General features: G+C 65.4%; 21 protein-coding genes. 13 read left to right on the top strand and 8 right to left on the bottom strand.

Annotated features, from left to right (window positions below; genetic code table 11):
* Positions 1-224 precede the first annotated feature (224 nt).
* Complete coding sequence (locus tag ABIF91_RS16380) at positions 225-629, bottom strand: hypothetical protein (RefSeq protein WP_284278954.1); 405 nt, start codon at positions 627-629, stop codon at positions 225-227.
* A 277-nt stretch (positions 630-906) separates the two neighbouring features.
* Here ABIF91_RS16380 and rpmI point away from each other — a divergent pair, with 277 nt between their 5' ends.
* Positions 907-1107 carry a 50S ribosomal protein L35 gene (rpmI, locus tag ABIF91_RS16375; RefSeq protein WP_028179127.1) on the top strand — a complete coding sequence of 67 codons (201 nt, stop codon included), beginning with the start codon at positions 907-909 and terminating at the stop codon, positions 1105-1107.
* Between the two features lie 80 nt (positions 1108-1187).
* Positions 1188-1547 (top strand): 50S ribosomal protein L20, encoded by a 360-nt coding sequence (rplT, locus tag ABIF91_RS16370; protein ID WP_028179126.1) that lies wholly within the window; start codon positions 1188-1190, stop codon positions 1545-1547.
* Between the two features lie 8 nt (positions 1548-1555).
* On the opposite strand, the gene ABIF91_RS16365 is transcribed toward rplT, so the two are convergent.
* On the bottom strand, positions 1556-2095 hold the full coding sequence (locus ABIF91_RS16365) for a hypothetical protein (protein WP_347335858.1): 540 nt from the start codon (positions 2093-2095) through the stop codon (positions 1556-1558).
* A 32-nt stretch (positions 2096-2127) separates the two neighbouring features.
* Here ABIF91_RS16365 and pheS point away from each other — a divergent pair, with 32 nt between their 5' ends.
* From pheS to ABIF91_RS16345, 4 genes are read left to right on the top strand one after another with little or no spacing between them, the layout of a single operon-like run.
* Positions 2128-3210 carry a phenylalanine--tRNA ligase subunit alpha gene (pheS, locus tag ABIF91_RS16360; RefSeq protein WP_028179124.1) on the top strand — a complete coding sequence of 361 codons (1083 nt, stop codon included), beginning with the start codon at positions 2128-2130 and terminating at the stop codon, positions 3208-3210.
* The gene (locus tag ABIF91_RS16355; RefSeq protein WP_244429960.1) at positions 3210-3878 is read left to right on the top strand and encodes an endonuclease domain-containing protein; all 669 of its coding nucleotides are present in this window, start codon (positions 3210-3212) and stop codon (positions 3876-3878) included. Before pheS ends, ABIF91_RS16355 begins: the two co-directional genes overlap by 1 nt.
* Positions 3875-6283: a phenylalanine--tRNA ligase subunit beta gene (gene pheT / locus ABIF91_RS16350; RefSeq protein ID WP_028179122.1), complete on the top strand. Its 2409-nt coding sequence runs from the start codon at positions 3875-3877 to the stop codon at positions 6281-6283. The genes ABIF91_RS16355 and pheT overlap by 4 nt, the downstream gene beginning before the upstream one ends.
* A 55-nt stretch (positions 6284-6338) precedes the next feature.
* On the top strand, positions 6339-7109 hold the full coding sequence (locus ABIF91_RS16345) for a sulfite exporter TauE/SafE family protein (RefSeq protein WP_028179121.1): 771 nt from the start codon (positions 6339-6341) through the stop codon (positions 7107-7109).
* 45 nt (positions 7110-7154) lie between these two features.
* On the opposite strand, the gene ABIF91_RS16340 is transcribed toward ABIF91_RS16345, so the two are convergent.
* On the bottom strand, positions 7155-8543 hold the full coding sequence (locus ABIF91_RS16340) for a flavin monoamine oxidase family protein (RefSeq protein WP_028179120.1): 1389 nt from the start codon (positions 8541-8543) through the stop codon (positions 7155-7157).
* A 192-nt stretch (positions 8544-8735) separates the two neighbouring features.
* Here ABIF91_RS16340 and ABIF91_RS16335 point away from each other — a divergent pair, with 192 nt between their 5' ends.
* On the top strand, positions 8736-9701 hold the full coding sequence (locus ABIF91_RS16335) for a YiiX/YebB-like N1pC/P60 family cysteine hydrolase (protein WP_424579245.1): 966 nt from the start codon (positions 8736-8738) through the stop codon (positions 9699-9701).
* Between the two features lie 174 nt (positions 9702-9875).
* Here ABIF91_RS16335 and ABIF91_RS16330 read toward each other — a convergent pair whose 3' ends face one another.
* Positions 9876-10151 carry a metal-sensitive transcriptional regulator gene (locus ABIF91_RS16330; protein WP_007598521.1) on the bottom strand — a complete coding sequence of 92 codons (276 nt, stop codon included), beginning with the start codon at positions 10149-10151 and terminating at the stop codon, positions 9876-9878.
* 62 nt (positions 10152-10213) lie between these two features.
* On the opposite strand from ABIF91_RS16330, the gene ABIF91_RS16325 reads away from it, so the two are divergent.
* The 3 genes from ABIF91_RS16325 to ABIF91_RS16315 all read left to right on the top strand — a co-directional run bounded on the left by ABIF91_RS16325 (position 10214) and on the right by ABIF91_RS16315 (position 14292).
* Entirely contained in the window at positions 10214-12664 is a 2451-nt protein-coding gene (locus tag ABIF91_RS16325; protein WP_028179118.1) for a heavy metal translocating P-type ATPase, read from the top strand.
* Positions 12665-12738: 74 nt separating this feature from the next.
* Complete coding sequence (nikR, locus tag ABIF91_RS16320) at positions 12739-13185, top strand: nickel-responsive transcriptional regulator NikR (RefSeq protein WP_028179117.1); 447 nt, start codon at positions 12739-12741, stop codon at positions 13183-13185.
* 42 nt (positions 13186-13227) lie between these two features.
* On the top strand, positions 13228-14292 hold the full coding sequence (locus ABIF91_RS16315; protein WP_424579244.1) for an IS630-like element ISRj1 family transposase: 1065 nt from the start codon (positions 13228-13230) through the stop codon (positions 14290-14292).
* 108 nt (positions 14293-14400) lie between these two features.
* Here the strand turns inward: ABIF91_RS16315 and ABIF91_RS16310 are convergent, their stop codons facing one another.
* A complete protein-coding gene (locus ABIF91_RS16310) occupies positions 14401-15603 on the bottom strand; it encodes a YbfB/YjiJ family MFS transporter (RefSeq protein ID WP_028181595.1) in 1203 nt (400 codons plus the stop codon).
* Between the two features lie 233 nt (positions 15604-15836).
* Between ABIF91_RS16310 and leuB the strand changes: the two genes are divergently transcribed.
* Positions 15837-16949 (top strand): 3-isopropylmalate dehydrogenase, encoded by a 1113-nt coding sequence (gene leuB, locus ABIF91_RS16305; protein ID WP_028181594.1) that lies wholly within the window; start codon positions 15837-15839, stop codon positions 16947-16949.
* 135 nt (positions 16950-17084) lie between these two features.
* Positions 17085-17711 carry a DapH/DapD/GlmU-related protein gene (locus tag ABIF91_RS16300; protein ID WP_028181593.1) on the top strand — a complete coding sequence of 209 codons (627 nt, stop codon included), beginning with the start codon at positions 17085-17087 and terminating at the stop codon, positions 17709-17711.
* Between the two features lie 175 nt (positions 17712-17886).
* On the opposite strand, the gene ABIF91_RS16295 is transcribed toward ABIF91_RS16300, so the two are convergent.
* Positions 17887-18273, bottom strand: coding sequence for a hypothetical protein (locus tag ABIF91_RS16295; RefSeq protein ID WP_028181592.1), 387 nt, complete (start codon positions 18271-18273; stop codon positions 17887-17889).
* 156 nt (positions 18274-18429) lie between these two features.
* On the bottom strand, positions 18430-19224 hold the full coding sequence (locus ABIF91_RS16290) for a hypothetical protein (protein ID WP_028181591.1): 795 nt from the start codon (positions 19222-19224) through the stop codon (positions 18430-18432).
* Between the two features lie 116 nt (positions 19225-19340).
* On the opposite strand from ABIF91_RS16290, the gene ABIF91_RS16285 reads away from it, so the two are divergent.
* The gene (locus ABIF91_RS16285; protein WP_028181590.1) at positions 19341-20375 is read left to right on the top strand and encodes an aspartate-semialdehyde dehydrogenase; all 1035 of its coding nucleotides are present in this window, start codon (positions 19341-19343) and stop codon (positions 20373-20375) included.
* Between the two features lie 118 nt (positions 20376-20493).
* On the opposite strand, the gene ABIF91_RS16280 is transcribed toward ABIF91_RS16285, so the two are convergent.
* On the bottom strand, positions 20494-21138 hold the full coding sequence (locus ABIF91_RS16280) for a carbonic anhydrase (RefSeq protein ID WP_028181589.1): 645 nt from the start codon (positions 21136-21138) through the stop codon (positions 20494-20496).
* Between the last annotated feature and the right edge of the window lie 42 nt (positions 21139-21180).

The following is a 21180-nucleotide window of genomic DNA, read 5'->3' as shown; positions in this document are numbered from 1 at the left end:
TTTCAGCGGCCCGTCCGGATCTCCGGCGGGCCGTTTTGTTTTGGTCAAGGTGGAAGCCGCGCGCTCCGCTGCACCCTCGCCCGCTTGCGGGAGAGGGTGGCGCGAAGCGCCGGGTGAGGGCATTTTCCTCGTGGGGGTTCTCGATTGAGGAAACACCCTCTCCCCAGCCCTCCCCCGCAGGCGGGGGAGGGAGCGCACCGTGGCTGTGGCGATGGCTCGTTCGACTACGTCCGCGTCGCCTGCCAGGTGCCGCTGCGCTGGTCGCCGGAGATGATACCTCTCCACGAGCCGGCGCCGTTCATGCCGGCGAGCCGGCCGCCGCCGCTGGCGTGGGAGGCGCCGACCGAGACATGGACAGCCACAGCGCCGGAGCGGTTGATCCTGCCCGAGACCCGGCCGCCGCCGGCGGACGAGACGCGGCTGCCCGCCACAGTGAAGGGAACGCTGTAGCCCGAGCTGCAACTGCCCCTCGTGGTGGCGAAGGTGACGTTCCAGACGCCGTCATAGCCGCCGACGCGGGCATCGGCAGTCGTCGGCAGCATGACGGCCGCGAGCACGGCAAACACCGCCAGATGACGCGGGCGGACGAAACCAGTCAAATACGAAGGCGATTGGGACAAATGGGCCATTTGGGTCCTGCTCCGGGCGACACGGCTGGGGACATGAGGGTGGCAACACCGGATAGTCTCCGGGCCTGTTCCGCCGGTTCATCGTTGCCATTTGGCTCCCGCTCTGTCATAAGCCCAGCCTTCATCGCCCGGCTGATTAAGGGCTGCCGTGGCGGTGTTTCGTGCGGGTTTCGCGCTCGTTCGCAAAAACCTGAGCACAATCAACGCTCTAACGAGCAATTTAGACGGCCAGCCGCCTTCACGGGCGGATTTCTGTTGTGGCCATTAGGAGAGCCAAATGCCCAAGCTGAAGACCAAATCGGGCGCTAAAAAGCGCTTCAAGGTGACTGCCACCGGCAAAGTGATGCACGCCCAGCGTGGCAAGCGTCACGGCATGATCAAGCGGACGAAGAAGCAGATCCGTCAGCTCCGCGGCATCCGCGTGCTGTTCAAGACCGACGGCGACAACGTCAAGAAGTACTTCTTGCCGAACGCCTGATCGCGTCCAGGATCACTGCCACCTCGTGCCGCCTTCGCGCGGCGATCCGAAAACCAAGTCATCTCTGAAGGAATTTTGTCATGTCTCGCGTCAAACGCGGTGTGACCGCCCACGCCAAGCACAAGAAAGTCTACAAGGCCGCCAAGGGCTTCTATGGCCGCCGCAAGAACACCATCCGCGCCGCCAAGCCGGCCGTGGAGAAGGCGATGCAATATGCCTTCCGCGACCGCAAGCGTAAGAAGCGGACGTTCCGCGCGCTCTGGATCCAGCGCATCAACGCTGCCGTCCGTCCGTTCGGCCTGACCTACAGCCGATTTATCGACGGCATGGCCAAGTCCGGGATCACCGTGGACCGCAAGGTGCTGTCGGATCTCGCGATCAGCGAGCCCGCCGCGTTCCAGGCGATCGCCGAGAAGGCCAAGGCTGCGCTGGCTGCCTGAGGCTTGCGCTAGCGGGCCTTTTGGCCCGCAGCTTTCAAAGCTTGTTGCGAGTAGCGCTGGGCGACCTCCGCCCGGCAGAATGCTGTCGCCGAAATATACATGGTGCCGGACTTGTTCCGGTACTTGCGATCGCACGCCTGCAACTCGCGCTGATAGCTGAGCTTCTGCGGCGGCTTCTGCTGGCCGACGAAATCAGCTTCGCATTTCTTCTCGACCACTTCACCGAACTGCACGTCGCCGCTGGCGCCATATGCGCAGGCCTCGAACAGCTTCATGGCAGGGCCGCAGCCAGGCGCCGCATTGAGGACTGCGATGACGTCGTCCATCGACGTCGATTTGGCCGGGCATTCCTCGGCGTAGGCCGCGCCACCCAAAGCACCTTCCAACACAAGCAGGGCCAGACCGACCAGGCAGGATCTCGAAAGCATCGCAAGACTCTCCTCATACCCCCATTGGTGCCGGGTCCCCGCGCAGCGTTCAACCCAGCCGGCCGCAAGCCCGAAATGACCGGCTTTTTGCTTGACGTTACGGCCTTCGGGCGGCGACAACCCAGCCGAATTTTGGCAGCAAGGATTTGACTGTGTCCGACCTCGCAACGCTCGAAACGTCCATCCTCGACCAGATCGCCGCCGCCGGCGATGAAGCCGCTCTTGAAGCCGTGCGCGTTGCCGCGCTCGGCAAGAAGGGCTCGATCTCGGCGCTGCTCGCCACCCTCGGCAAGATGTCGCCTGATGAGCGCAAGACGCAAGGCGCCGCGATCAACCAGGCCAAGGACAAGGTCACCGAGGCGCTCGCCGCGCGGCGCGACCTGCTGAAGTCGGCGGCGCTCGATGCGCGGCTGGCGTCCGAAACCGTCGACGTCACCCTGCCGCTGCGCGACGCACCGGTCGAGGCCGGCCGCATCCATCCGCTGAGCCAGGTCTGGGACGAACTGACCACGATCTTCGCCGACATGGGATTCTCGGTGGCCGAAGGTCCCGACATCGAGACCGACGACTACAACTTCACCAAGCTGAACTTCCCGGAAGGCCATCCCGCGCGCGAGATGCACGACACCTTCTTCTTCCATCCGAAGGAGGACGGCTCGCGCATGCTGCTGCGAACCCACACCTCGCCGGTGCAGGTGCGCACGATGCTGAGCCAGAAGCCGCCGATCCGCGTGATCTGCCCGGGCCGCACCTACCGCATCGATTCGGACGCGACCCATACGCCGCAATTCCACCAGGTCGAAGGCCTCGTCATCGACAAGACCTCGCATCTCGGCCACCTCAAATGGATCCTGCACGAGTTCTGCAAGGCGTTCTTCGAGGTCGACCACATCAACATGCGCTTCCGGCCCTCGTTCTTCCCGTTCACCGAGCCGTCGCTGGAAGTCGACATCCAGTGCCGCCGCGACAAGGGCGAGATTCGCTTCGGCGAGGGCGAGGACTGGCTCGAGATTCTCGGCTGCGGCATGGTGCATCCGAACGTGCTGCGCGCCTGCGGCATCGATCCCGACGAGTACCAGGGCTTTGCCTGGGGCATGGGCATCGACCGCATCGCCATGCTGAAATACGGCATCGCCGACCTGCGCCAGCTGTTCGACAGCGACGTCCGCTGGCTGAGCCACTATGGCTTCAAGCCGCTGGAAGTGCCGACGCTGGCGGGGGGATTGAGCACGTGATGCTCGCACTGAAGCAAGAGCTTGCGAAGACTCTCTCCGTTCCCGTTGCGGAGACAACCCTCTCCCTGACCCTCCCCCGCAAGCGGGGGAGGGAATGGATGGAGCGTTCGCGTGGCGTTCGTCGTATGGATACGTATCCTCTGGCCGCCCGGCAGGTCGGACTCCCTCCCCCGCTTGCGGGGGAGGGCTGGGGAGAGGGTGTCGCAGCAATGGGGCTGCCGATGGTCGATCCAAAGCATCCGGATTGGAAAATATCCGACGGGCTGCGCGCCAATGCGCGCGCGCTCAGGCGCAATTCGACCGACGCAGAACGGATCCTCTGGTCAGAGCTGCGCGCCGGCCGATTGAACGGCGTGGTCTTTCGTCGCCAAGTGCCCATCGGGAATTACATCGCCGATTTCATCTGTCACGCGGCCAAGCTCGTCATCGAGCTCGATGGCGGCCAACACTTCTCGGATGAAGGCGAGCGCGCCGACGCGCGCCGCTCTGCCGCAATCGAATCGAAGGGCTTCAAGGTGCTCCGCTTCAGCAATCTCGATGTCATGACCAATCGTGGCGGCGTTCTCGACACAATCGCGACCACCATCGCGGAGAGAGCCCCCACCCCAGCCCTCCCCCGCAAGCGGGAGAGGGAGCAGACCGTCTCCGTGGAGAAGAAGCAGCCATGAAATTCACCCTCTCCTGGCTGAAGGATCATCTCGAGACCGACGAGCCGCTCGACAGGCTCGCCGAGAAGCTCACCATGATCGGGCTCGAGGTCGAGAACATCGAGGACAAGGCGAAGGCGCTGAAGCCGTTCACCATTGCGAAGGTGATCTCGGCCGAGCAGCATCCGAATGCGGATCGCTTGCGGGTCTGCATGGTCGACACCGGCGACGGCGGTGCGCCGGTGCAGGTGGTGTGCGGTGCGCCGAATGCGCGCGCGGGTCTGGTCAGCGTGTTCTCGCCGCCCGGCACCTACATTCCCGGCAAGGACATCACGCTCGGGGTCGGCACCATCCGCGGCGTCGAGAGCCGCGGCATGCTGTGCTCGGCGGCCGAATTGCAGATCTCCAACGACCATGATGGCATCATGGAATTGCCGGCCGATGCGCCTGTTGGCGCGGGCTATGCTGAATGGGCTGGGCTCGGCGATCCCGTGGTCGAGATCAATCTGACGCCGAACCGGCAGGACTGCACCGGCGTGCACGGCATCGCGCGGGACCTCGCCGCCGCCGACATGGGCAAGTTCAAGGATCCGACCATCAAGCCTATAAAGGGCGAGTTCCCTTGCCCGGTGAAGGTCACGGTCGAGGATGCCACGCTGTGCCCGGGCTTCGCGCTTCGCCTCGTGCGCGGCGTCAGGAACGGACCCTCGCCGGAATGGCTGCAGAAGCGGCTGACCGCGATCGGACTACGCCCGATCAACGCGCTGGTCGACATCACCAATTTCATGACCTTCGATCGCGCGCGGCCGCTGCACGTGTTCGACGCCAGGAAGGTGAAGGGCAATCTCGTGGTGCGCCGCGCCCGCGACGGCGAGACACTGCTCGCGCTCGACGGCCGCACCTACAATCTCGATCCCGCGATTTGCGTCATCGCGGACGAGCACGGCGTCGAATCGCTCGCCGGCATCATGGGCGGCGAGGCCTCCGGCTGTGACGATGACACCACCGACGTGCTGATCGAATCGGCGCTGTGGAACGAGATCAACATCGCCCAGACCGGCCGCAAGCTCGGCATCAATTCCGATGCGCGCTACCGCTTCGAACGCGGCGTCGATCCGGCCTTCATGGTGCCGGGGCTGGAGCTCGCGACCAGGCTCGTGATGGAGATGTGCGGCGGCACGCCGTCCGACACCGTCGTGGTCGGCAAGGCCTTTGGCGATGACCGCCTGATCGAGTTCCCGGTCACCGAGGTCAAGCGGCTCTCCGGCATCGAGGTGCCGCAAGCCGAGATGAAGCGCATCCTGACCCATCTCGGCTTCATGATGGCGGGCCCGGGTCCGGTCGTGAAGGTGGCGGTGCCGTCCTGGCGCACGGATGTGCACGGCAAGGCCGACATCGTCGAGGAGATCGTCCGCATCTTCGGCGTCGACAAGGTGCCGGAGACGCCATTCGAACGCGGCGAGGACGCGCGCAAACCCGTGCTGACGCCGCTCCAGCTGCGCACCCGCCGCGCGCGACGCGCGCTGGCGAGCCGCGGCATGGTCGAGGCCGTGACGTGGTCGTTCATTGCCAAGTCCGCGGCCGAATTGTTCGGCGGCGGCCAGCGCGAGCTCGAAGTGGCCAACCCGATCGCGTCGGATCTCTCCGACATGCGCCCGACCTTGCTTGCGGGCCTGATCGCGGCCGCGCAGGCCAATGCCGATCGCGGCTTTGGCGATGTCGTGCTGTTCGAGGTCGGCCAGATCTTCAAGGGCGATCGCCCGCAGGACCAGTTCATGGCGGCGAGCGGCGTGCGCCGCGGCTTTGCTTCCTCCGAAGGTCTCGGACGGCACTGGACCGGCTCGACGCAGGCTGACGTGTTCGACGCGAAAGCCGACGCGCTGGCGGTGCTCGCTGCGGCCGGTGCGCCGATGCAGGCGCTTCAGGTCGTGGCGGGTGGTCCCGGCTGGCTGCATCCGGGACGTTCCGGCACGATCCAGATCGGCCCGCAAAACGTGCTCGGCCATTTCGGCGAGATGCATCCGCGCGCGCTCGAGGCGCTCGGCGTCGACGGTCCCTTGATGGTGTTCGAGGTGATCCTGGACCGCATCCCCGAGGCGAAGAAGAAGCCGACCCGCGCCAAGCCGCTGATCGAGCTCTCCGCCTTCCAGCCTGTTACGCGCGACTTCGCCTTCATCGTCGACCGCGCCGTGAAGGCCGGCGACATCGTTCGCGCTGCGCAAGGCGTCGACAAGAAGCTGATCACCGGCGTGAACGTTTTCGACGTCTACGAGGGCAAGGGCATCGATGACGGCAAGAAATCGATCGCGATCGCGGTGACGATCCAGCCGCGCGAGAAGACCCTGACCGATCAGGAGATCGAGGCCGTCGGCGCCAAGATCGTGGCCGAAGTCACGAAGAAGACCGGCGGTACTCTGAGAGCATGATGCCGAAAAGTGTAAAGCGGTTCTCGGACGACATCATGCTCCAGAATCAACAAGCATGAGTCTAGCCGACTTTCTCCCGAAGGATGTCAGCCTCACCATTGCGATGGCGCTCTGCGCCGTCGCTTTCGTTTCGGGCACCGCACGCGGCTTCTCCGGCTTCGGCTCGGCGCTGATCTTCATGCCGCTGGCGAGCAGCATCGCAGCGCCGCGGCTCGTTGCGGCCCTGCTGCTCGTCATCGATTTCGTCGCGGCCGCGCCGCTCCTGCCTGACGCATGGCGGAAGGCAGACCGCAAGGCCACCGCCGTGATCGTGCTGGGCGCGCTGATCGGCGTGCCCGTCGGCACGTATTTCCTGAGCGTGCTGGAGCCCGTCACCACGCGCTGGATCATCTCCTGCTTCGTCGCCGCCCTCCTGCTTCTGCTGTTGTCGGGCTGGCGCTATCGGGGCAAGGACCACGCCTGGCTCTCGGTCGGCATCGGCGGTCTCTCCGGCTTCTGCAGCGGCCTCGCGCAGACCGGCGGCCCGCCGATCGTCGGCTACTGGCTCGGCCGCCCGATCGCACCGATCGTGGCACGCGCCAACATCGTGCTGTTCTTTGGCGCGTCGGATTTCTTCTCGATGGTCAGTTATGCGATGACCGGCCTGATCTCGCGCGAATCGCTGGTGCTCTCGCTGGTCGTCGGGCCGGTCTATGCGATCGGTGTCGCCTTCGGCGCCTCGCTGTTCGGCCGCGCCAGCGAGAAAGTGTTTCGCGGGATCTGCTATGCGCTGATCGCGGTGGCGGTGATTGCCGGGCTGCCGGTGCTGGACGGGGTGTTGCGCTGAGCTCTCTCCGCGGGTCGTTCCCGCGAAGTGTTGCGCCTTTGTTGCCTATTGCCGCGGCGCGCGCCGCTTCTTCGTCGACTGCGTCGGCGCGTCGGCCGGCTCGGCCTTGAGCGCGCCGATCTTGCGCAAGGCGGCATCCGCGGCGCGCTCGCCGCTTTCCCAGGCACCGTCGACGGTGCCCCAGAGCGTCTCGTGGGTGGCTTCGCCGGCGAGGAACATGTTGCCGATCGGCTCGCCCAGGGTTTTTCGCGAAAGCTGGCCGCCGGGCGCGGATGCCGACATTGCGCCCAACACGTAGGGCGAGGCATTCCAGCGCGTCGCGCTGGTCTTCTGCACGGCGGAAGCGGTCTCGCTGCCGAACAGCTTGGTGATCCACTCCCTCGCGAAGGCGGCCATGGCCTTCTCGCCCTGCTCGGAGAGATCGCGGCCGAAGGAGCCGCCGACATCGATCGAGCACAATGAGGAGCCGCCGATATTGGCGAACATGAGCGCCGTGCGCGTCGAATTGCTCTGCTCGATGAGGATATCGTCGCGCGACAATCCGAGCGGATTGCCCGGCAGTTGCAGCACAATGCGGTCGTAGCTGCCCAGGCTGAGCTTCGAGGCCGCGTCCAAGGTGCGCTTGGGGATGTCGGGTGCGAACTTGATCGCGCCCGACGTCAGCACATTGGTCGAGACCGTGAGGATGGCGGCGCGTGCGGCGATCTTGCCGGCTTGCGTCTCCACGCTGACGTCGCGGTTGCTCCAGGCGATCCGGCTCGCCGGCGTCGACAGCGCCACCGGCGCCTGCTCGCCGAGCTTGGCGATCAGAGTGCCAAGGCCCTGACGGCAGGCGATCGCCGCATTGCGGTCCTGCGCGCGTCCCTTGTCGATCGCGGACAGCTCCTTCAGGTCCTTGCCGGCGAAGCTCGGGCCCAGCACGAACTCGGCCGCGCCCGCCCAATCGCCGAGATCCTTCGGCAGCACGGACGCGCAGGAGGTATCCAGCTTGCCGCGCGCGGCCTCGTCGATGGCGCGGTTGGCGCGCACCAGCGCGGCCAGGAACTGCTCGGTCTCGCCCGCGCGCGCGTTGCGGCGGCCGATGCGCATCTTCTGGCCCGATGGCGCCGGCAGCGCGTCCAGCCCGATACTGCGCGCCAGCCGGATCATCGGGTTGGTGTCGGGATTGTACATCCAGCGCGCGCCGCGGTCGAACGGCGTGTCGAAGGTCGTGCTATCGGTGATGCAACGGCCGCCAACTTGCGATGCCGCTTCCACCACGATGACCTTGCGGCCCGCCGCCATGATGCGCCGCGCCGCGGCGATTCCAGCAGCTCCCGCCCCGATCACGACGATGTCGGCCTCGCGCGGCAGGGGCGCGGCGGATGCGCGCAGGACCGGCAGCGCCGCAAGGGCCGCCGACGCCGAAAGGAAACCGCGGCGCGTGATTGTCATGTCATGGTTTCCGGGGACTTGCGACGTATGGGAACAGCCCGCGAACCTTGCTGCATCTGATGTTGCACGGCAACCATCATGGTGAATCAATCGTGCTTGATCTCACAGAGTGATGAACCGAATTGCAACACGTTTCGACCATGATAGAGAAGGGAAAAAGACGGCCGGAAAAGGCCGTGGGGGGAGTTCGACATGGGGACGGTCCTGGATTCAGTCGGCAAGCTGATTGCCGCGTACCTCTCGAAGGAGGTGCCGGGCTACGAGCCGTTCACGCCGAGCGACCCGGAGCACCTGCGCGGCGTCATCGAGCCCGGCGACGTGCTGCTGGTCGAGGGCAACAACCGCATCTCCGGCATCATCAAATATCTGACGCAGTCGACCTGGTCGCATGCGGCGCTCTATGTCGGCCCGGTCGCGGGTGCGGAGGAAGCGGATGGCGAGCCGCATGTGCTGATCGAGGCCAATATCGGCGAGGGTGTCACCTCGGCGCCGCTGTCGAAATATTTCCCCTACCACACCCGCCTCTGCCGCCCGGTCGGACTGTCCTATGAGGACCGCACCACTGTCTGCCGCTACGCCATCAACCGCATCGGCTTCGGCTACGACACCAAGAACATCGTCGACTTGATGCGTTATCTGTTCCCGATGCCGATTCCGCAGCGCTGGCGCCGGCGCATGATCGCGATCGGCTCGGGCGACCCGACCAAGATCATCTGCTCGGCGCTGATCGCGCAGGTCTTCGACGCCGTGCGCTATCCGATCCTGCCGAAGATCACCAAGGCCGGCAGCCGTGCCGCGCGCCGCGAGATCCTGCACATCCGCGATTCCTCGCTCTACATGCCCCGCGACTTCGACATCTCGCCCTATTTCGAAGTCGTCAAACCCACCATCGTGCACGGGTTCGACTACACCGCCCTGCACTGGGCCGACAAGCAGAAGCCGCTCGAGGAGGTAGCAGGCTCATTCAGTGTGTTTCCAGAAACGGTCCTGGCGCCGCCGCTCATTCCTGAGGCGATTGACGAAGAGGCGCCGGCTGAGATTCCGGCTGAAGAAGTGAGGGCGCAACTCGCGGAGATCACCGCCGCGTTCTCCGAGCATTTCGTGCAACTGAGCGAACTCGCGACGTACCGCGCGCGGGCGCGGGAGATGGCGGCTTAAGTCACGCCCAGAAACGTCGTCCTGGCTTTGGACAGGACGACGTTAGAGGAGATACCGCGTCCCTCTCCTCCGTCATTGCGAGTACAGCGGAAGCAATCCAGACTGTTACCGCGGTGGCAGTCTGGATTGCTTCGTCGCAAGAGCTCCTCGCAACGACGGTGGAGAGAGCGTGAGCTACCGCTCGGCCCGTCCGATCACCGCCATCAGCTCCGCGATCTTCTCGCGCTGGTCGGCCTTGTCGCCGCTCGCAATGGCGTGCTCGACGCAATGGGCGACGTGGTCCTTCAGGACCTCCTCCTCGACCCGGCGCAGCGCGGCACGCACGGCCGAGATCTGCGTCACGATGTCGATGCAGTAGCGGTCTTCCTCTACCATTTTCGACAGGCCGCGAACCTGGCCTTCGATCCGGCCGAGACGTTTTCCGACAGATGCCTTGATGTCCTTGCGCATGGGGTCTATATACCCCTACCGGGTATAGGTTGCAAGACCAGGGACAGGACCGGAGCATGGCAATGAACAGCAGCGAGCATCATCACGACGCGGAAACACATTCCGGATGCGGCTGTTCCACGAAAGCGGCACCGCCGGCGGCGAAGCCCGCGGCATCCTCGTGCTGCGGCGGCCACGGCGATCCTTCCAGCCATGCCCATCATCACGGCCACGACCACGGTGATTCCAAGGTGAAGGACCCCGTCTGCGGCATGACGGTCGATCCCGCGACCTCGAAGCACCACTTCACACATCACGGCGAGACCTTCCATTTCTGCTTGGCCGGCTGCCGCAGCAAGTTCGCCGCCGATCCCGCCAGGTATCTTGCGAAGGAGAAGGCGCCCGAGCCCGAGATGCCCGCGGGCACCATCTACACCTGTCCGATGCACCCCGAGATCCGCCAGGTCGGCCCGGGCAGCTGCCCGATCTGCGGCATGGCGCTGGAGCCTGAGGTCGCAAGCCTGGAGACCGGCCCCAATCCGGAGCTCGCCGACATGACACGGCGGTTCTGGATCGGCGGCGTTCTGGCGCTGCCGCCGGTGGTGCTGGAGATGGGCGGCCATCTCGCAGGCCCCCACAGCTGGATCGATCCGACGCTGTCGAACTGGATCCAGTTCGTCTTCGCCACGCCGGTGGTGCTTTGGGCGGGCTGGCCGTTCTTCGTCCGCGGCTGGCAGTCGCTGCTGACGCGCAACCTCAACATGTTCACGCTGATCGCGATGGGCACCGGTGTGGCCTATGTCTACAGCGTCCTCGGCACCGTCACGCCGCAGATTTTCCCCGCCACCTTCCGCGGCCATGAAGGCGCGGTCGCAGTCTATTTCGAGGCGGCTGCCGTCATCACCGTGCTGGTGCTGCTCGGCCAGGTGCTGGAGCTGCGCGCCCGCGACGCGACCTCGGGTGCGATCAAGGCGCTGCTCCAGCTTGCACCGAAGACGGCACGCCGGGTCGACGCTGACGGCAGCGAGCACGAGGTCGAGATCGACGCGCTCCATGCCGGCGACCGCTTGCGCGTTCGTCCCGGCGAGAAGGTGCCGGTGGACGGCATCATCCTGGAGGGCCGCTCCTCGCTCGACGAATCCCTGGTCACCGGCGAATCCATGCCGGTCACCAAGGAGACCGGCGCCAAGGTCATTGCCGGCACGCTGAATCAGTCCGGCAGCTTCGTGATGCGCGCGGACAAGGTCGGGCGCGAGACGCTGCTGTCGCAGATCGTGCAGATGGTCGCGGACGCGCAACGCTCGCGCGCGCCGATCCAGCGCCTGGCCGACCAGGTCTCCGGCTGGTTCGTGCCGATGGTGATCGTCGTCGCGCTCGCTGCCTTCGGCGCCTGGGCCTGGTTCGGACCGGAGCCGCGGCTGGCCTTCGGTCTGGTCGCTGCCGTCAGCGTTCTGATCATCGCCTGCCCCTGCGCGCTCGGACTTGCGACACCGATGTCGATCATGGTCGGCGTCGGCCGCGGCGCGCAGGGAGGCGTGCTGATCAAGAACGCCGAGGCGCTGGAGCGGATGGAGAAGATCGACACGCTGGTGGTCGACAAGACCGGCACGCTGACCGAGGGCAAGCCCAAGGTGGTCGGAATCGTGCCGGCGGCCGGCTTTGCGGAAGACGACATCCTTCGGCTTGCGGCCAGCGTCGAGCGCGCCAGCGAGCATCCCCTGGCTGACGCCATCGTGCGTGCGGCCAGGGAGAAGCAGCTCACGCTTGGCCAGGTCGAGCAATTCGATTCGCCGACGGGCAAGGGCGCGACCGGCAAGGTCGACGGCAACACCATCGTGCTCGGCAATGCAAAATACCTGACGTCGATCGGCATCGAGACCAAGACGCTCGACACCGAAGCCGAACGGCTGCGTGGCGACGGCGCGACCGTGATCAACATGGCCGTCGACGGCCGGCTGGCCGGCCTGTTCGCGATCGCCGATCCGGTCAAGGCCTCGACCCCGGAGGCGCTGAAGGCGCTCGCGGCGGAAGGCATCAGGGTCATCATGCTGACCGGCGACAACCGCACGACGGCCGAGGCCGTGGCGCGCCGGCTCGGCATCGCCGAGGTCGAGGCCGAGGTGCTGCCGGACCAGAAGAGCGCGGTCGTCACCAAGCTGCAGAAGGCCGGCAGCAGCGTCGCCATGGCCGGTGACGGCGTCAACGACGCGCCGGCGCTGGCGGCGGCCGAGGTCGGCATCGCCATGGGCACCGGCACCGACGTGGCGATGGAGAGCGCCGGCGTCACGCTGCTCAAGGGCGATCTCGTCGGCATCGTGCGGGCGCGAAAACTGTCGCAGGCGACGATGAGCAACATCCGCCAGAACCTGTTTTTCGCCTTCATCTACAACGCCGCCGGCATTCCGATCGCCGCCGGGGTGCTCTATCCCACCTTTGGCGTGCTGCTGTCGCCGATCATCGCCGCAGCGGCGATGGCGCTGTCCTCGGTGAGCGTGGTCGGCAATGCGCTGCGCCTGCGCACGACGCGGCTGTGAGCTACCGGCACACTCCCTCGCCTCCCTTCGGAGGAAAGGCTACAAAAGCCCGGTAGCCCGATGGAGAGGACCCGATGCAGCGGATAACGATCACGATCGAGGACGATCTCCTGGCGGAGATCGACGCCGCGGCGGAGGCGCGCGGCTACCAGAACCGCTCCGAGATCATCCGCGATCTCGCCCGCGCCGGCCTGCAACAAAGCACGGAGGGCACGGCACAGACCGGCAAATGCGTGGCCGGTCTCGTCTATGTCTACGACCACGCCGCGCGCGATCTCTCAAAGCGCCTGGTGCAGGAATTCCACGGCCATCACGACCTCGCGCTGGCGACGCTGCACGTCCATCTCGACGACGACAATTGCATGGAGATGACGGCGCTGCGCGGCAACGCCTCCGAAGTCAGGCATTTCGCCGACCACATCATCGCCGAACGCGGCGTGCGCTACGGCCGCGTGGTGATGATCCCGACGGGCGATGGCAAGCCGGCGAAAGCGCGCAAGCACGGGCACCGGCATGACTAGTACCCACTTTTCTTGGAACGTGAGTCGTGATTCAAGGTCGGGATGATACCCGAAGCAAGAGAAGTCCACCTTTCGAGGAAAGATCGCAAGGTGCTTGAGGCGTGCTGTCGCTCACCGGTGACGTTGCAGCGCGATTTGAAGCGGGCGCGGATAGTTCTGTTGGCGGCGGATGGGCGCAGCACCCGGTCGATCGCCAAGGAAGTTGGGGTCCAGCCGCGGATTGTCAGCCTTTGGCGGCATCGCTATGCCGACCATGGCCTTGAAGGGCTGCAAGACAAGCCGCGGCCTGGCAAGCAGCCGATCTATACGAAGACGACCGACAAGCGGATTCTGAAGCTGCTGGATAAGCCGCCACCGCAAGGGTTTGCGCGCTGGACCGGCCCCCTGCTGGCCGAGGCGCTGGGCGATGTCGATGTCCAATATGTCTGGCGGTTCCTGCGCAGCCACAAGATTGACCTGGTGGCTCGCAAGTCCTGGTGCGAGAGCAACGACCCGAACTTTACGGCCAAAGCCGCCGATGTTGTCGGCCTCTATGTCGCGCCGCCGGCGAAGGCCATTGTGCTGTGCGTGGACGAGAAGCCCTCGATCCAGGCTTTGGAGCGAGCGCAGGGTTATCTGAAGTTGCCCAATGGCCGCGCCTTGACCGGCCAAAGCCACGATTACAAGCGGCATGGCACCACAACATTGTTTGCGGCGCTCGAAGTCGCCACCGGAAAGATCATCGCGACCCATTCAAAACGCCGGCGCCGCGTCGAGTTTCTCGATTTCATGAACAGCGTCACCGCGGCTTTTCCGAACCGCAAGCTTCACGTCATCCTCGACAACCTCAACACCCATAAAAAGAACGAGGACTGGCTCAAGGCCCACCCCAACCTGCAATTTCATTTCACGCCGACAAGTGCGTCATCGCTCAATCAGGTCGAAGTATGGTTTTCCATCTTGCAGGGGCAGTCGCTCAGCGGCACCTCCTTCACGAGCCTCAAGCAGCTTCAGGAACACATCGATGCCTACGTCAACGCATACAACGACAGAGCCGAGCCCTTCGTCTGGACCAAGAAAAAGGTCCGTCAACGCCGTTTCAAAGGCCGCCGTATCACTCAGCTCTGATTCCGGGTACTAGGCACGCTGCCGTAGGGTGGGCAAAGCGAAGCGTGCCCACCGACACTGTATCCGCGGTGAAGACGGTGGGCACGGCGCTGTGCGCCTTTGCCCACCCTACGGCACCGATTGCTTGGCCGGCCCCACCTTCCTTTGGCACAGCGCCGCCACCGCCCCCAGCGCCAGCAGCGCCGCCGAGACATTCAGCGCGTAGCTCAGGCTCCCCAGCGCATCCGTGATCGCGCCCACCGCGATCGGGCCGAGCGTCTGGCCGACGCCGAACGAGATCGTCATCGCGGCGATCGCGGTCGGCCACACCTCGGGTGGATAGTTGAAGCGCACGAAGGCGGTGGTCGAGCCGACCACGGCGAAGAAGGCGACGCCGAACACGACGGCCGAGACCGCGAGCCAGGCCGGCGAATGCCCGAGGATCGGCAAGGCCGCGCCTAACGCGTTGGTGCCGAGGATGATCGCGGTGGCGAGCCCGCCGCGGTCGAGCGCCAGCACGCCGCGCCAGGCCCAGGGCGTGACGAAGGCGCTCAGCCCGATCAGGCTCCAGAACGCGGCCTGCGCCGCGGCCCCGCCGCCGCCGTCGCGCACATAGGCGATCATGAAGGTCATGTAGGCGATGTAACCGGCGCCGAACAGGAAATAGCCGGCGAGGTAGATCAGCACGGGGAGGATCGCGAACGAGGCGTGGCTGCCTTCCGAGAAGCGGACGCCGCTCTCGATGCGGATCAGGAACAGCGGGATCGTCATCGCGACGGACAGCAGCGTCAGCGCCCACCAGACGATCCACCACGAGCCCGGTCCGAAATATTGCAGCGTGAACGGAGCGATCAGACCGGAGGCGAGAATGCCGACGCCGGGCCCGGCATAGAACAGGCTCAGCAGGAAATTGGCCCGCTCCGGGCGCGACTGGGCAATGGTCGCGGCCAGCGCGCCGCCGGCGACGAAGCCGACCGCCGCGCCCAGGCCCAGCACGAGACGGGCGAGGCTCAGCGCAACGAAATTGCCCGATAGCGCGCACGTCGCGAGCGCGGCGAGGCAGGCCAGGGTCCCGCCGCGGATCGCCGCGGACCAGCCGATGCGCTGGATCAGCCGGGACGCCACCAGCGCGCCCACGAGATAGCCGACGGCGTTGATCGTGTTCATGAAACCGGCGGCCGAATAGGACCAGCCGAGGTCCTCCCGCATGTCGGGCAGCACCAGCGCATAGGCAAAGCGGCCGATGCCGAGCCCGACCGTCGCAGCCAGCGACAGGGTCAGGATCAGCCGCGCAAGATGCGGGTTGGGCGAGGGGCCGTCAGGGGCGTGCAAGGGGTACTCCGGCGCCAGCACTGTGTCAGGCCCTGCCTGTCTTGCACAGCGGCGAGGCGGCAATGGTGTCTTGCCAAGCGCGCAACGCCGCTCTAGCACTCCGGCCGGCCGTCATTCCGGGCGCGCGAAGCGCGAGCCCGGAATCCATAACTCCAGCTGGTGGTTATGGATTCCGGGCCCGCGCCAAGGGGCGCGTCCCGGAATGACGAGAGAGGATCAAGAAGGACCTGACCATGGCGACCCACAAACTGCTGCTGCTCCCCGGCGACGGTATCGGCCCCGAGGTGATGGGCGAGGTGAAGCGGCTGATCGACTGGCTCAATGCGGCTGGCATCGCCAAGTTCGAGACCGACACCGGCCTCGTCGGCGGCTCCGCCTATGACGCCCACAAGGTCTCGATCTCCGAAGGCGACATGGCCAAGGCGAAAGACGCCGACGCCGTCATCTTCGGCGCGGTCGGCGGCCCGAAATGGGATGCGGTTCCGTACGAGGTGCGCCCCGAAGCCGGCCTGCTCCGCCTGCGCAAGGATCTCGCCCTGTTCGCCAACCTGCGTCCCGCCGTGTGCTACCCGGCGCTGGCCGATGCCTCGAGCCTGAAGCGCGAGGCGGTCGAGGGGCTCGACATCATGATCGTGCGCGAGCTCACCGGCGGCGTCTATTTCGGCGAGCCCAAGACCATCACCGATCTCGGCAACGGCCAGAAGCGCGCCATCGATACCCAGGTCTACGACACCTATGAGATCGAGCGCATCGGCCGCGTCGCCTTCGAGCTTGCCAGGAAGCGCAAAAACAAGGTGACGTCGATGGAGAAGCGCAACGTCATGAAGTCGGGCGTGCTCTGGAACGAGGTCATGACCCAGGTCCACAAGCGCGAATATCCCGACGTCACGCTCGAGCATCAGCTCGCCGATTCCGGCGGCATGATGCTGGTGAAATGGCCGAAGCAGTTCGACGTCATCGTCACCGACAACCTGTTCGGCGACATGCTGTCCGACATCGCGGCGATGCTGACGGGATCGCTCGGCATGCTGCCCTCGGCCTCGCTCGGCGAGGTGGATGTGAAGAGCAAGAAGCGCAAGGCGCTGTACGAGCCGGTGCACGGCTCGGCCCCCGACATCGCCGGCAAGGGCCTCGCCAATCCCATCGCGATGATCTCGTCCTTCGGCATGGCGCTGCGCTATTCCTTCGACATGGGCGATCTCGCCGACAAGGTCGATGCCGCGATCGCCGCGGTGCTGGCGAGCGGCCTGCGCACCGCCGACATCAAGTCGGAAGGCACCACGTCCGCCTCGACCACGCAGATGGGCGAAGCGATCCTGAAGGAATTGCAGAAGCTGCACGCGTAGCCACAAGCGCCGCAATCGTAGCCCGGATGAGCGAAGCGACATCCGGGACCTTGCCTGCAGTGTTCCCCGGGTGTCGCTACGCTCACCCGGGCTACGACTTCATCGGAGCTCCCTCATGGATTCACCCCGCCCAAGATCGCGGAAACCATCATCCATGAAACGGTGCGCCGGCGCGAGGCGCAGATCGGGCGCCGTTGCGAGGTGCTCGCCAACACGCGCATCGAATATGCCTCGCTCGGCGACTATTCCTATCTCGGCGAGAATTGCGACGTCGCCGACGCCGCCATCGGCAAGTTCACGGCCATCGCCAATTCGGTGCGGATCGGCGCGCCGAACCATCCGATGGGCCGTCCGTCCCAGCATCGCTTCACCTATTGCCCCGAATATTACGAGGCGAGCGCGACGCGCGACCGCGACTTCTTCGCGGAACGCCGCGGCGACCGCGTCGTCGTCGGCAATGACGTCTGGATCGGGCACGCCGCCATCCTGCTGCCGGGCGTGAGCGTCGGCGACGGCGCGGTGATTGCTGCAGGCGCCGTCGTCAGCCGTGATGTCGAGCCCTACACCATCGTCGGCGGCGTTCCCGCGCGTGCCATCCGCAGGCGCTTTGCCGAGTCCGTCGCGGCAAGCCTGCGCCGGATCGCCTGGTGGGATTGGCCGGATGCGCTCATCTTCGAGCGCCTCGGCGATTTCCGCTCCGAGGCGATCGAAGAATTTTGCGGGCGTTACGATCCGGCATTTGCTTCAGCCGCGGAATCCTAAAGCATGATCCGGAAAAGTGCGCAGCGGTTTTCCGAAAAGATCATGCTTAAACAACAACCTAAAGCGCGATGACGATTCATCCTAATCGCATCGCGCTTTAGGGCGGCATCGCGAACCAAACAAAAATGGCCGGGCGTGAGCCCGGCCATCTTGATTCGGGTCGCCTTGCGTCCGCTCAGTACAGCGGGAAGTTCTGCGGATAGCCGCCGACATCCTGCGGCGGCGAGAGCGGCTGCCGGTCGATCGGGCGATTCAGGTTCTCGCGGGCGAAGGACGGATAGCCAACGGCCGGCGGGAAGGCGTAGTCGGTGAACTTGCGGTCGCCCGGATTGACCTCGGTACCGCCGTCCAGCCAGGAACGCTTGCTCACATAGATGCGGGTGCGGCCCTGCTGATAAACCGCGTTGGGGCCGCTCGGGCCGTAATAGGGGCGGCCGCGCTCGTCATAGTTGCGCTTGGTCTTGGTGTCGGCCGAGGCCGGAGTCGCGAACGCGATGGCAATTGCGGCGCCCGCCGCAAGCAATGTCGCCAGTTTGTTCGCGGCAGAAAATTTCGAGCTCATCACGTCCCCTTCAGGCGGCACGCCGCCAGTCGATTTCACCGCATACTAGCCCGGCGGGGGTGACCGCAACTAGGTCAATTGGGTCACACCGGCGGGGAATAATCGTGCGCACCGGCAAAAGTTGCATGCAAACCAGCCACTTGAGCTTGATGCTGATCAAAGCGCTCCGCGCAATTGCGCGTTCGCGGCGCCGAGCAGCCAGTCCGCCGGGCCCGCGGGGTCGCAGCCGCGGCGCTTCAGCTCCGCATGGGCGAACAATTCCGCCAGCCTGGGCTCGTTGCCCGAGGCCAGCAGCGTCAGCCGGTTCAGCGTGCAGGCGATCGCCGCGCGCCGGGCGGGCAGGCTGTCGCCCTGGCAGGAGAAACCGGAGATCTGCAGCGCCGGCTCCTCACTGCGCTTGAGGTAACCGAGGCAAGCCTGTGCGCCCTCCATTGTGCCGGTTGGCCGGAACAGGGCGACGGGGCCGAATTTGGTGTCGATCAGGCCGGCCTGCTCGAGCGTGGTGGCCGCGCCCAAGCCCATTCGGGCGGCGAGATCCGAGGTCGCCGGACGCGTCACGTCGAATTCGGTGCCTTCGCGGTAGATTTCGAGCTCGGCCACGGGCCTGCCCGCGTCATCGGTCCAGCGCAGCACGTCCCTGCGGCCGCCTTCGGGGTGCCTCAGGATGGTATAAGACGCTGTTTTATCGGAGGAATCGCGTCGGCTGACGGCGAAGGCCGGGTGCGAACGGTCAGCCACGCTCCAGCCCGGTTTCCCGGCCGGCGCGTCGCCGCGCAGATCGGGCAGCTGGCCCAGCGCTGCGAGGGCGAGGATGGCAAACAGCGCGAGCGTCCCCACATAGGCGAACAGGCGCGCCAGCGTGCCGACGACCTCGTCGGCGAAGGCGAGCAGCGCCAGCTGGATGGTGGTCCGGGTAGGGCTAACGGCCGTGCTGGCCTCAGGCGACTGCATCCACGGCCTTCAGGCATGGTCCCACGTTGTCTTGAGGCCGGTTCTCGCATAGAAGCGCTGCTCTTCCTGTTTAAGCGTCAGCTTCAGGAACGGGCTTTTTCATCGGAGAGTGAACGATGGGTTACAAAGTCGCAGTCGTCGGCGCGACCGGCAATGTCGGACGGGAAATGCTCAACATCCTGGATGAGCGCAAATTCCCCGCGGACGAGGTCGTGGCCCTGGCCTCGCGCCGCAGCGTCGGCGTCGAGGTCTCCTATGGCGACCGTACCCTGAAGGTCAAAGCGCTCGAGCATTACGACTTCTCCGACGTCGACATCTGCCTGATGTCGGCGGGCGGCGCGGTGTCGAAGGAATGGTCGCCGAAGATCGGCGCCGCCGGCACGGTGGTGATCGACAATTCCTCGGCCTGGCGCATGGATCCGGACGTGCCGCTGATCGTGCCGGAAGTGAACGCGGCTGCGACCGAAGGCTTCAAGAAGAAGAACATCATCGCCAACCCGAACTGCTCGACCGCGCAGCTCGTGGTCGCGCTCAAGCCGCTGCACGACAAGGCCACGATCAAGCGCGTCGTGGTCTCCACCTATCAATCGGTGTCGGGCGCCGGCAAGGACGCGATGGACGAACTGTTCTCGCAGACCAAGGCCGTCTACACCAATGACGAGCTGGTCGCGAAGAAATTCCCCAAGCGCATCGCCTTCAACGTCATCCCCCACATCGACGTCTTCATGGAGGACGGCTACACCAAGGAAGAGTGGAAGATGATGATGGAGACCAAGAAGATTCTTGATCCCAAGATCAAGCTCTCCGCGACCTGCGTGCGCGTGCCCGTGTTCGTCGGCCACTCCGAGGCCGTCAACATCGAGTTCGAGAATCCGATCAGCGCGGACGAAGCCCGCGAGATCCTGCGCAGGGCGCCCGGCTGTCTCGTCATCGACAAGCAGGAGCCCGGCGGCTACGCCACGCCCTATGAGGCGGCCGGCGAGGACGCGACTTACATCAGCCGCATCCGCGAGGACGCGACGGTGGAGAACGGCCTCGTGCTCTGGTGCGTGTCCGATAACTTACGCAAGGGCGCCGCGCTCAACGCGATCCAGATCGCCGAAGTGCTGATCAACCGCAAGCTGATCAGCGCGAAGAAGCAGGCGGCGTAATTTCGAGATGCCGTAGGGTGGGCAAAGGCGCGCTCTTCGCGCGCCGTGCCCACCATTCTTTCCGATTGCGACAGGTGGTGGGCACGCTTCGCTTTGCCCACCCTACGAGAGCGGTCGCCTACGCCACGCTCCGTGCGTTCTTGAATTCCTTCGTCGCCTTGTCCAGCACGAACAGCGAGCCCTCCGAGACGCCGAAATAGGCGCCATGCGTCTGCATCTGGCCGCTCTCCACGGCCTTGCGTACGAACGGGAACGTCATCAGGTTTTCCAGGCTGCGGAACACGGCGGCCTTCTCGATGCGCTCGACGAACTGCGCCATGCTCTCGTGCTCGCGCTGCTCGACCACTTCGCCCGGCTTGATGAACATCTGCATCCATTTGCCGATGAAGTCGCCGGGCGTAAGCGGCTCAATCTTGTCGACGAAGGCGCGGATGCCGCCGCATTGCGCGTGGCCAAGCACCACGATGTGCTTCACCTTCAGCACCGTCACGGCATATTCCAGCGCCGCCGAGACGCCGTGGGCGGTGCCGTCGGGCTGATACACCGGCACGAGGTTGGCGATGTTGCGGACGACGAACAATTCGCCGGGGCCGACGTCGAAGATCACCTCCGGCGAGACGCGGCTGTCGCAGCAGCCGATCACCATCACTTCCGGCGACTGCCCCTTCACCGACAGCTCGCGATAGCGGGTCTGCTCGGTCGGCAGCCGCTGGGTGGCGAAGGCCTTGTAGCCTTCCAGCAAATGCTTCGGGAATGTCATCATACCTATGCCTAATCATAGACCGCTGGGGTGAACAAGCCTTTC

It is taken from the genome of Bradyrhizobium sp. USDA 241 (assembly GCF_049739505.1).
Classification (GTDB): domain Bacteria; phylum Pseudomonadota; class Alphaproteobacteria; order Rhizobiales; family Xanthobacteraceae; genus Bradyrhizobium; species Bradyrhizobium liaoningense.
The sequence above is the reverse complement of the archived record's forward strand: the minus strand, read 5'-3'. Positions and strand labels throughout refer to the sequence as shown.

Bases quoted from the DNA above. Each gene is read 5' to 3' on its own strand.
- ABIF91_RS16380 (WP_284278954.1), bottom strand. From the start codon at position 629: ATGGCCCATTTGTCCCAATCGCCTTCGTATTTGACTGGTTTCGTCCGC.
- rpmI (WP_028179127.1), top strand. From the start codon at position 907: ATGCCCAAGCTGAAGACCAAATCGGGCGCTAAAAAGCGCTTCAAGGTG.
- rplT (WP_028179126.1), top strand. From the start codon at position 1,188: ATGTCTCGCGTCAAACGCGGTGTGACCGCCCACGCCAAGCACAAGAAA.
- ABIF91_RS16355 (WP_244429960.1), top strand. From the start codon at position 3,210: ATGCTCGCACTGAAGCAAGAGCTTGCGAAGACTCTCTCCGTTCCCGTT.
- pheT (WP_028179122.1), top strand. From the start codon at position 3,875: ATGAAATTCACCCTCTCCTGGCTGAAGGATCATCTCGAGACCGACGAG.
- ABIF91_RS16345 (WP_028179121.1), top strand. From the start codon at position 6,339: ATGAGTCTAGCCGACTTTCTCCCGAAGGATGTCAGCCTCACCATTGCG.
- ABIF91_RS16340 (WP_028179120.1), bottom strand. From the start codon at position 8,543: ATGACAATCACGCGCCGCGGTTTCCTTTCGGCGTCGGCGGCCCTTGCG.
- ABIF91_RS16335 (WP_424579245.1), top strand. From the start codon at position 8,736: ATGGGGACGGTCCTGGATTCAGTCGGCAAGCTGATTGCCGCGTACCTC.
- ABIF91_RS16330 (WP_007598521.1), bottom strand. From the start codon at position 10,151: ATGCGCAAGGACATCAAGGCATCTGTCGGAAAACGTCTCGGCCGGATC.
- ABIF91_RS16325 (WP_028179118.1), top strand. From the start codon at position 10,214: ATGAACAGCAGCGAGCATCATCACGACGCGGAAACACATTCCGGATGC.
- nikR (WP_028179117.1), top strand. From the start codon at position 12,739: ATGCAGCGGATAACGATCACGATCGAGGACGATCTCCTGGCGGAGATC.
- ABIF91_RS16315 (WP_424579244.1), top strand. From the start codon at position 13,228: ATGATACCCGAAGCAAGAGAAGTCCACCTTTCGAGGAAAGATCGCAAG.
- leuB (WP_028181594.1), top strand. From the start codon at position 15,837: ATGGCGACCCACAAACTGCTGCTGCTCCCCGGCGACGGTATCGGCCCC.
- ABIF91_RS16295 (WP_028181592.1), bottom strand. From the start codon at position 18,273: ATGAGCTCGAAATTTTCTGCCGCGAACAAACTGGCGACATTGCTTGCG.
- ABIF91_RS16290 (WP_028181591.1), bottom strand. From the start codon at position 19,224: ATGCAGTCGCCTGAGGCCAGCACGGCCGTTAGCCCTACCCGGACCACC.
- ABIF91_RS16285 (WP_028181590.1), top strand. From the start codon at position 19,341: ATGGGTTACAAAGTCGCAGTCGTCGGCGCGACCGGCAATGTCGGACGG.
- ABIF91_RS16280 (WP_028181589.1), bottom strand. From the start codon at position 21,138: ATGATGACATTCCCGAAGCATTTGCTGGAAGGCTACAAGGCCTTCGCC.